This is a genomic window from Streptomyces sp. PA03-6a (genome assembly GCF_033792765.1).
GTDB lineage: Bacteria > Actinomycetota > Actinomycetes > Streptomycetales > Streptomycetaceae > Actinacidiphila.
In genome coordinates this window covers 20,136-28,450 of sequence record NZ_JARAVK010000120.1, presented here as the reverse complement: position 1 = coordinate 28,450, position 8,315 = coordinate 20,136, and the positions used below count along the sequence as shown (strand labels likewise).

The following is an 8,315-nucleotide window of genomic DNA, read 5'->3' as shown; positions in this document are numbered from 1 at the left end:
ACCATGCACACGTCGACACCGGCCGGGGGCTTGATGAAGCCGTAACGGATGTTCAGGCCGTGACCGAAGAACAGCGCGTCACCGTCCTTCAGGTTGTCCTTGACGGACTCCTCGTACACCCGCGCCTGGATCGGGTCCGGGACCAGGATCATGATGACGTCCGCCTCGGCCGCGGCCTCCGCGGGCGTCACCACGCGCAGGCCCTGCTCCTCGGCCTTCGCCTTGGACTTGGAACCCTCGTGCAGGCCGACCCGCACGTCCACACCCGAGTCGCGCAGCGACAGCGCGTGCGCGTGCCCCTGGCTCCCGTAGCCGATGACCGCGACCTTGCGGCCCTGGATGATGGACAGGTCGGCATCGTCGTCGTAGAACAGCTCGGCCACTTCGGGTCTCTCCTTGGTGATCTGGGGGGTTGCCCACACACTACGTCCGCGGGCGGAATCAAGTTTTACGGTCTCGCTATGCGGTCCGGTCGAGGGCGCGCAGGGAGCGGTCGGTGATCGAGCGGGCGCCGCGGCCGATCGCGATCGTGCCGGACTGGACGAGCTCCTTGATGCCGAAGGGCTCCAGCATCTTCAGCATGGCCTCGAGCTTGTCGGCGCCGCCGGTGGCCTCGATGGTGACCGCCTCGGGCGAGACGTCCACGGTCTTGGCGCGGAACAGCTGGACGATCTCGACGATCTGGGAGCGGGACTCGTTGTCGGCGCGCACCTTCACCAGGACGAGTTCGCGCTGGACGGCGGCGGAGGGCTCCAGCTCGACGATCTTCAGGACGTTGACCAGCTTGTTCAGCTGCTTGGTGACCTGCTCCAGCGGGAGGTCCTCGATCACGTTCACCACGATGGTGATGCGGGAGATGTCGGCGTGCTCGGTGGTGCCGACGGCGAGGGAGTCGATGTTGAAGCCGCGCCGGGAGAACAGGGCGGTGATCCTGGCCAGGACGCCGGGCTTGTTCTCCACCAGGACGGAGAGCGTGTGCTTGGACATGTCGCGTCGTTCCTCTGCTTCTCTCTCGGTCCTCAGTCGTCCGCGGCGTCGCCGAAGTCGGGGCGGACGTCACGGGCGGCCATGATCTCGTCGTTGGAGGTGCCGGCGGCGACCATCGGCCACACCATGGCGTCCTCGTGGACGATGAAGTCCACGACGACCGGGCGGTCGTTGATGGCGTTGGCCTTCTCGATGACCTCGTCCAGCTCGTCGGGGGACTCGCAGCGCAGGCCGACGCAGCCCATGGCCTCCGACAGCTTGACGAAGTCCGGGACGCGGGTGCCGGCCGCCGGGGTCTGGCTGACGCCCTGGTGGGAGCCGCGGCCCGCGTTGGTCTCACCGGCGTGCAGGACGGTGTTGGAGTAGCGCTCGTTGTAGAAGAGCGACTGCCACTGCCGGACCATGCCCAGGGCGCCGTTGTTGATGATGGCGACCTTGATCGGGATGTTGTTCAGCGCGCAGGTGACCAGCTCCTGGTTGGTCATCTGGAAGCAGCCGTCGCCGTCGACCGCCCACACCGTCGCGCCGGGCCGGCCGGCCTTGGCGCCCATGGCCGCGGGGACGGCGTAGCCCATCGTCCCGGCGCCGCCGGAGTTGAACCAGGTGTTGGGCCGCTCGAAGGAGATGAACTGCGAGGCCCACATCTGGTGCTGGCCGACGCCGGCCGCGAAGAGGGTGCCCTCGGGGGCCAGCTCGCCGATCCGCTGGATGACCTGCTGCGGGGACAGGCTGCCGTCGGCGGGCAGGTCGTAACCGAGCGGGTAGGTGTCGCGCAGCCCGCTCAGCAGCTTCCACCAGTCGGCGTAGTCGCCGCGGCGGCCCGCCTCGTGGTCGGCCTGGACGGCGACGATCAGGTCGGCGATGACCTCACGGGCGTCACCCACGATCGGCACGTCGGCGACGCGGTTCTTGGAGATCTCGGCCGGGTCGATGTCGGCGTGCACGATCTTGGCGTACGGGGCGAAGGAGTCGAGCTTGCCGGTGACGCGGTCGTCGAAGCGGGCGCCGAGGGCGACGATCAGGTCGGCCTTCTGCAGGGCCGCGACGGCGGAGACCGAGCCGTGCATGCCGGGCATGCCGACGTGCTGGGCGTGGCTGTCGGGGAACGCGCCCAGCGCCATGAGGGTGGTGGTGACCGGGGCGCCGGTCAGCTCGGCCAGGATGCGCAGCTCGCCCGTGGCGCGGGCCTTGAGGACGCCGCCGCCGACGTACAGCACGGGGCGCTTGGCCTCGTTGATCAGCCGGGAGGCCTCGCGGATCTGCTTGGCGTGCGGCTTGGTGACCGGGCGGTAGCCGGGCAGGTCGGCGGTGGGCGGCCAGGAGAACGTGGTCTGCGACTGCAGGGCGTCCTTGGCGATGTCGACCAGGACCGGGCCGGGGCGGCCGGTGGAGGCGATGTGGAAGGCCTCGGCGATGGTGCGCGGGATGTCGTCCGCGTCGGTGACGAGGAAGTTGTGCTTGGTGATCGGCATCGTGATGCCGCAGATGTCCGCCTCCTGGAAGGCGTCGGTGCCGATCGCCTTGGAGGCCACCTGGCCGGTGATCGCCACGATGGGGACCGAGTCCATGTGGGCGTCGGCGATCGGGGTGACCAGGTTGGTCGCGCCCGGGCCCGAGGTCGCCATGCAGACGCCGACCTTGCCGGTGGCCTGCGCGTAGCCGGTGGCGGCGTGGCCCGCCCCCTGCTCGTGCCGGACCAGGACGTGGCGCACCTTCGAGGAGTCCATGAGCGGGTCGTACGCGGGAAGGATCGCACCACCCGGGATGCCGAACACCGTGTCGGCACCGACCGCCTCAAGAGAACGAATGAGGGACTGGGCGCCCGTGACGCGCTCGGCGGGAGTGGGCTGCGGCGCGGCGCCGCGGGCCCGCGGCTGCGGGTGGTGGGCCCCGGTGGCCTGCTCGGTCATCTGGTTCTCATCTCTCAGGAGTTTGAGGGTGGAGAGGGCGGTATGTCTGGATCCCAGGCAACAAAAAACCCCTCGTGCCGGCAGGCAAGCGAGGGGAGCGCGTCGGTGCGTTCCACGAGGCGGTCAGGGGCCCCGGGTCAGCCGACGCGCTTTCCAAGTACGAGAATTCGGGTGCGCATGGGACTGACCTTCCTCCTCGCGAGCGGGGAGTGTCAAGCGGGTGGGACGGGCGTCTCATTATTTGAGCGTAGCTCGTCCGCCTTGCGCGTGCCGCGCACGGAGATCCGGCTGCTGCCGAGCGGGACCGGCCCACCGGGCACCGGGTAGCCCCCGCGGGTCAGCGAGGAGCGCAGCCGGTGCTCGTCCAGCGGCCCCGAGAATGCCATGCCCTGACCGTGGGTGCAGCTCATCTCACGGAGGACCAGCACCTGCTCGGGTCGGTCCACGCCCTCGGCCACCGAGCGGATCCCGAGGTCCTCGGCGATGCGCAGCAGCCCCGCGGTGATCTTCCGCAGCCGTGGTGACTCCACGACGCCCTCGGTGAGCCCCCGGTCCAGCTTGAGCACGTCGACGGGGAGCCGCCGCAGCGCGTTCATGGGCGCGTAGCCGCTGCCGAATCCCTCCAGGGAGATGCGCACCCCGAGCCGGCTCAGCGCGGTCAGCCGCCGCTCCAGCTCGTCCAGGGAGATCCGCGGGTCCTGGTCGGCGATCTGCAGGACGAGGCAGTCCGGTGGCAGCCCGTGCCGTTCGAGCAGGGCCTCGACGTCCTTGGTGGGCAGCTCGCGGTGCATCAGGCGCCGGGTGGACAGCCGTACGGCGACGGGGACCGGGCAGCCCGCGGCGCGGCGCAGCGCGGCCTGGCCGACCGCCTCCTCCAGCAACCAGCGGGCCAGCTGCGCGGTGCGGTCGGTGTCCTCCGCGACCCGCAGGAACTCCGCGGGGGTGAAGAGGATGCCCTGCGCGGAGCGCCAGCGGGCCTGCGCCTCGACCGCGGTCACCTCGCCGGTGCCGAGGTCGACCACGGGCTGGTGGAGCAGGGCGAACTCGCCGTCCCGCAGGGCCGTGCGCAGCCGTCCCGCCAGCTCGGCCCGGCGCACCACCTCGGCCTGCATGGCGGGCGCGTACATCTCGACCCGGCCCTTGCCGGCCTGCTTGGCCCGGTACATCGCCAGGTCGGCGTTGCGCAGCAGCTCGCCGGCGCTGACCCCGGGGTCGGCGAAGGCCACGCCGATGCTGGCGGCCACCCGGACCTCGGTGCCGTCCACCCGGTACGGCTCGGAGAGGGCGGCGCGGAGCCGGTCGGCGACCTCGTGGACCTGGTACTCGCGCAGATGGCGGTCGGCGCTGGTGCCGCAGATGAGGGCGGCGAACTCGTCGCCGCCCAGGCGTGCGGCGGTGTCGCCGGCGCGCACCGAGTCCCGCAGGCGCCGCGCCGCCTGGACGAGGAGTTCGTCGCCGGCCTGGTGGCCGACGGTGTCGTTGACCGCCTTGAAGCCGTCGAGGTCGATGAAGAGCACCGCCGTGGTGCCGGTGTCGCCGTCGCCGGCCCGGCGGCCGCCGATGGCCTGGCGGATCCGTTCGGTGAACAGGGCCCGGTTGGGCAGGTCGGTGAGCGGGTCGTGCGAGGCGTTGTGCTGCAGCTGGGCCTGGAGCCGGACGCGCTCGGTGACATCCCGGCTGTTGAAGATCAGGCCGCCCTGGTGGCGGTTGACGATCGACTCGACGTTGAGCCAGCTGCCGTCACCGTGCCGTATGCGGCACTCGATGCGGGTGGCGGGCTCCTCGGCGGCGTGGGCGGCCAGGAAGCGGCGCACCTCGTGCACCACCCGGCCCAGGTCCTCGGGATGGATGTGGGTGGCGAACTCGGTGCCGACCCACTCCTCGGGATCGCAGCCGTACACGCCCTTGGCGGCGGGGCTCACGTAGCGCAGCACGCCGGTCGGCGAGGCGATCATGATGACGTCGCTGGAGCCCTGCACGAGCGACCGGAAGTGGTTCTCCTTCTGGGCCAGCTCCTGGGTGAGGGCCATGTTGTCCAGCAGCATGATCCCTTGGCGCACGACCAGGGCGAGCACCACGGTGCAGCCGGTCAGGAGCACCACCCGGTCGCTCTTGCGGCCGTCGATGACGTTGTAGAGGATGCCGAGCACGCAGACCGCGGCGGCCAGGTACGGGGTCAGCGCCGCCAGCGAGCCGCTCACCCGGCGGCCCTGCTCGTCTTGCCGTTCGGCGGTCGCCCGCTCCGCGGCCACCCGCTCGCCGACCCAGGGGGCGTAGGCGAGCAGCATGCTGCCGGCGAACCATCCGGCGTCCAGGATCTGGCCGGAGCTGTAGTGCTCGCGCAGCAGGGGCGAGGTGAACAGCGCGTCGCACAGCACGGTCAGGGCGAGGGAGGCGATGGCGGTGTTCACCGCCGCCCGGTTGGCCGAGGAGCGCCGGAAGTGCAGCGCCAGCACCATGCTGACGAGCATGATGTCCAGCAGCGGGTACGCCAGGGACAGGGCGATGCGCGCGGTGCTGCGGCCCTCCCACAGGGCCGTCTGGGCCAGGGCGAGGGTCCACGAGAGGGTCAGCAGGGAGCCGCCGATCAGCCAGGCGTCCAGTCCGAGGCAGACCCAGCCGGCCCGGGTGACCGGCCGCTTGGCGAGCACCAGCAGCCCGATGATCGCGGGAGGGGCGAAGAGCAGGAAGCAGAAGTCGGCGACCGAGGTGCGCGGCACGTCGTCGCGCAGCACGACCTCGTACCAGCCCCAGATGCCGTTGCCGAGCGCCACCATGGCGGAGGAGACGGCGAACAACGCCCACGCGGGACGATACCGGTCGGCGGGGGCCCTGTGGACGTAGACCAGGCAGGAGACGGCCGCGGCCAGCGCGGCCACGGAGAGGCCGAAGTCGCCCATGACCAGGGCCAGCCCGGTGGATCCCCAGCCGAAGGCCGATCCGATGGCGTAGCCGCCGCAGAGCACGGCCAGCAGCATCTGGGGCAGCAGGCCGGTCCGGTTGCCCGGCGCGGACGCCTGCGAGAGGACCGCACCGGGCGCGCTCACGGTGTCGTCCCGTGACGCCGTGAGCGTCCCCGGCACGGTGTGCTGTGGTCCAGCGTCGGATGCTCTCTCCATTGGCCGTACATCGCCCGTCGCCCCCCATCAAGTCCTGAGTCGTCCCACGCCCGTTCGCAGCTCGCCGAGCCACGCCGGTCGTGTTCCCCCAGTGCGGGACGATACACCAGTTCAGTCACTCAGGGACATAGTTCCTCTACACAGCGTGACCACGCGTAGCGTCCTGCCCCACGCGTGGGGCACCCGGTGCCACGGCACGGTCAGGTGGTCATGACGACGTTCGCGAGGTCCTGGCCGGCCGCGAAACGTCGGAGTTGCTCGCGGAGCAGCCGCTTGGCCCTGGGGAGGAACGCGGAGGTGCTGCCGCCGACGTGCGGGCTGATCAGGACGCCCGGGGCGTGCCACAGCGGGTGCCCCGGAGGCAGCGGCTCGGGATCGGTGACATCGAGTGCCGCCTGGAGGCGGCCGGCCTCCAGCTCCCCGAGGAGCGCCTTGGTGTCCACCACGGGTCCGCGGGCGACGTTCACCAGCAGGGCCCCGTCCTTCATCCCGGCCAGGAACCGTGCGTCGGCCAGATGGCGGGTGTCCGCGGTGAGCGGGGTCGACAGGACGACCACGTCCGCCTCCGGCAGCAGCCGCGGCAGGTCCCCCAGGGCGTGCACGGGGCCGCGCGGGGAGCGCCGGGCCAGCCGCGCGACCCGGGTGACGTGGCATTCGAAGGGGGTGAGCCGGTCCTCGATGGCCGCGCCGATCGATCCGTAGCCGACGATGAGCACGTGCTTGTCGGCGAGCGCCGGGTAGAAGCCGGCGTGCCATTCCTCGGCGTCCTGGCCCCGTACGAAGCGGGGGATGCCGCGCAGGGCCGCAAGGGTGAGGGTGACGGCCAGCTCGGCGGTGCTGGCCTCGTGCACCCCGCGGGCGTTGCACAGCCGCACACCCGGCGGGAGCTGCCGGAGGTAGGGCAGGACGTGGTCGACACCCGCGCTGAGGGTCTGCACCACACCGACCCCGGACATCCGGGGCAACGGGCGGCCGGCGACCTCGGGGCCCTTCATGTAGGGCACCACGTAGAACGCGGCGTCGGCCGGGTCGGCCGGGAACTCCTCGGCACCGTCCCAGAAGAGGTAGTCGAGCTCTGCGGGGAGCCCTTCGACGTCCGCTGCGGGGATCGGGAGCCAGACGGTGGGGCGGTGGTTCCGGGTGATGTCAGCCATGGTCAGGAGGCTATGGCACAGTGGGGCGGCGCGAGAGGTCAGCGGAGGTCAGCCAGGTGGAGTGCAGGACGGTCGGATCGGCGGCTCTGGAGGTGGGCGCCGTCGGCCTGGGATGCATGCCGATGAGCTGGGCGTACACGGCGTCCCGGCAGGACGGCGAATCGTCACTGCGGGCCGTGCACGCGGCGGTCGACCACGGCACGACGCTGCTGGACACCGCCGACATGTACGGGCCGTTCACCAACGAGCTGCTGCTGGGCCGGGTGCTGAAGGAGCGTCGCCGGGAGGTCTTCGTCTCCACCAAGTGCGGACTGCTCGTCGGTGAGCAGCACCTGGTGGCCAACGGCCGTCCCTCGTACGTGAAGCGGGCCTGCGACGCGTCGCTGCGGCGGCTGCAGACGGACGTGATCGACCTCTACCAGTTGCACCGGGCCGATCCGGAGGTCCCCGTCGAGGAGACGTGGGGCGCGATGGCGGAACTGGTCGCGGCCGGCAAGGTGCGCGCGCTGGGGTGGTGCGCGGTGGGCGCGCGGGCGGCCCGGCGCCCGGGTGCGGGCATATACGACGAGACGCTGCGGCAGTTGCGCCGCGCCCAGCAGGTCTTCCCGGTCAGTTGCGTGCAGGCCGAGCTGTCGGTGTGGTCGCCCGAGGCGCTGGCGCAGCTGCTGCCCTGGTGCACGCAGCGCGGGGTCGGGTTCATGGCCGCGATGCCGCTCGGCAACGGCTTCCTGACGGGCACGCTCACCCCCGGACAGGGCTTCGAGCCGGACGACGTACGGGCCCGCCATCCCCGGTTCACGGCCGAGATGATGGCCGCCAACCAGCCGATCGTCGCGGGACTGCGCCGGGTCGCCGAGGTGCACGGTGCGACGCCCGCGCAGGTCGCGCTGGCCTGGGTGCTGGCCCAGGGACCGCAGGTCGTGCCGATCCCCGGGGCGAAGCGGGAACGGTGGACGGTGGAGAACGCGGGCGCCGCGGAACTGCGCCTGTCCGACGAGGACTTCGCGGAGATCGCGGCGCTGCCGCCGGCGCGGGGTTCCTGGGACTGAGATCGCCACCGGGACCACCGGGACCACCGGGACCACCGGGGGCCGCCGGGACCACCGGGGCCTGAAGGACCCGAGGGACCGGCGGGGAGGGCGACG

6 protein-coding genes are annotated in these 8,315 nt (G+C 71.7%); 1 reads left to right on the top strand and 5 read right to left on the bottom strand.

The window, feature by feature from the left end:
* From PV350_RS26360 to PV350_RS26340, 5 genes are all read right to left on the bottom strand, one after another.
* Window positions 1-383: NAD(P)-binding domain-containing protein (locus PV350_RS26360; RefSeq protein ID WP_500336440.1), on the bottom strand; the 383-nt coding region annotated here is incomplete at its 3' end.
* Between the two features lie 76 nt (window positions 384-459).
* Window positions 460-987: an acetolactate synthase small subunit gene (ilvN, locus tag PV350_RS26355; RefSeq protein ID WP_018563397.1), complete on the bottom strand. Its 528-nt coding sequence runs from the start codon at window positions 985-987 to the stop codon at window positions 460-462.
* A 32-nt stretch (window positions 988-1,019) separates the two neighbouring features.
* The gene (locus PV350_RS26350) at window positions 1,020-2,897 is read right to left on the bottom strand and encodes an acetolactate synthase large subunit (protein ID WP_499514157.1); all 1,878 of its coding nucleotides are present in this window, start codon (window positions 2,895-2,897) and stop codon (window positions 1,020-1,022) included.
* 212 nt (window positions 2,898-3,109) lie between these two features.
* Window positions 3,110-5,944, bottom strand: coding sequence for a putative bifunctional diguanylate cyclase/phosphodiesterase (locus PV350_RS26345; RefSeq protein WP_500336438.1), 2,835 nt, complete (start codon window positions 5,942-5,944; stop codon window positions 3,110-3,112).
* A gap of 272 nt (window positions 5,945-6,216) precedes the next feature.
* A complete protein-coding gene (locus PV350_RS26340) occupies window positions 6,217-7,170 on the bottom strand; it encodes a 2-hydroxyacid dehydrogenase (protein WP_499514155.1) in 954 nt (317 codons plus the stop codon).
* A 56-nt stretch (window positions 7,171-7,226) separates the two neighbouring features.
* On the opposite strand from PV350_RS26340, the gene PV350_RS26335 reads away from it, so the two are divergent.
* Entirely contained in the window at window positions 7,227-8,219 is a 993-nt protein-coding gene (locus PV350_RS26335; RefSeq protein ID WP_499514154.1) for an aldo/keto reductase, read from the top strand.
* The last annotated feature ends 96 nt before the right edge of the window (window positions 8,220-8,315 follow it).

What these genes read in the sequence shown, in the direction of transcription:
- ilvN (WP_018563397.1), bottom strand. Translation starts at nt 987, where the DNA reads ATGTCCAAGCACACGCTCTCCGTCCTGGTGGAGAACAAGCCCGGCGTC.
- PV350_RS26350 (WP_499514157.1), bottom strand. Translation starts at nt 2,897, where the DNA reads ATGACCGAGCAGGCCACCGGGGCCCACCACCCGCAGCCGCGGGCCCGC.
- PV350_RS26340 (WP_499514155.1), bottom strand. Translation starts at nt 7,170, where the DNA reads ATGGCTGACATCACCCGGAACCACCGCCCCACCGTCTGGCTCCCGATC.